Origin of the sequence: Flavobacterium suzhouense (genome assembly GCF_042684765.1) — a bacterium.
Lineage (GTDB): Bacteria > Bacteroidota > Bacteroidia > Flavobacteriales > Flavobacteriaceae > Flavobacterium > Flavobacterium suzhouense.
Genome location: NZ_JBHUMD010000027.1, coordinates 116,166 through 116,782 on the forward strand (window position 1 = coordinate 116,166; position 617 = coordinate 116,782).

The window sequence follows — 617 nt, forward strand, 5'->3', positions numbered from 1 at the left end:
TGACGGGAAAGGTATTGTAAGCACAGTTGACAACAACAACGGTACATTCACGATCAATTATACAGACGGTACTTCATTTACCACTTCAAACCTAACTGGTGCTACAGGAGCTCAGGGAGCAACAGGAGCAGACGGAAAGGGTATTGCTAGTACAACAGATAACGGAAACGGTACATTCACGATCAACTTTACAGACGGTACTTCATTTACCACTTCAAACCTGACAGGTCCTCAGGGAGCAACCGGAACGCAAGGTATCCAAGGTCCACAAGGAGCTACAGGAAACGATGGTGTTGCCGGTCCTCAGGGAGCAACGGGAGCTGATGGAAAAGGTATTGTAAGTACAACAGATAACGGAAACGGTACATTCACGATCAATTATACAGATGGTACTTCATTTACCACTTCAAACCTGACAGGTCCACAAGGAGCAACAGGAACGCAAGGTGTTGCCGGAGCAACAGGAGCTGACGGGAAAGGTATTGCAAGCACAGTTGACAACAACAACGGTACATTCACGATCAACTATACAGACGGTACTTCATTTACCACTTCAAATCTGACAGGTCCTCAGGGAGCAACCGGAACACAAGGTATCCAGGGTCCACAAGGAGCTA

Annotated in this window: 1 pseudogene; it reads left to right on the forward strand. The window is 47.0% G+C overall.

Annotated features, from left to right (window positions below):
- Positions 1-617 (forward strand): annotated as a pseudogene (locus ACFSR3_RS13805) (hypothetical protein); the annotation flags it as partial.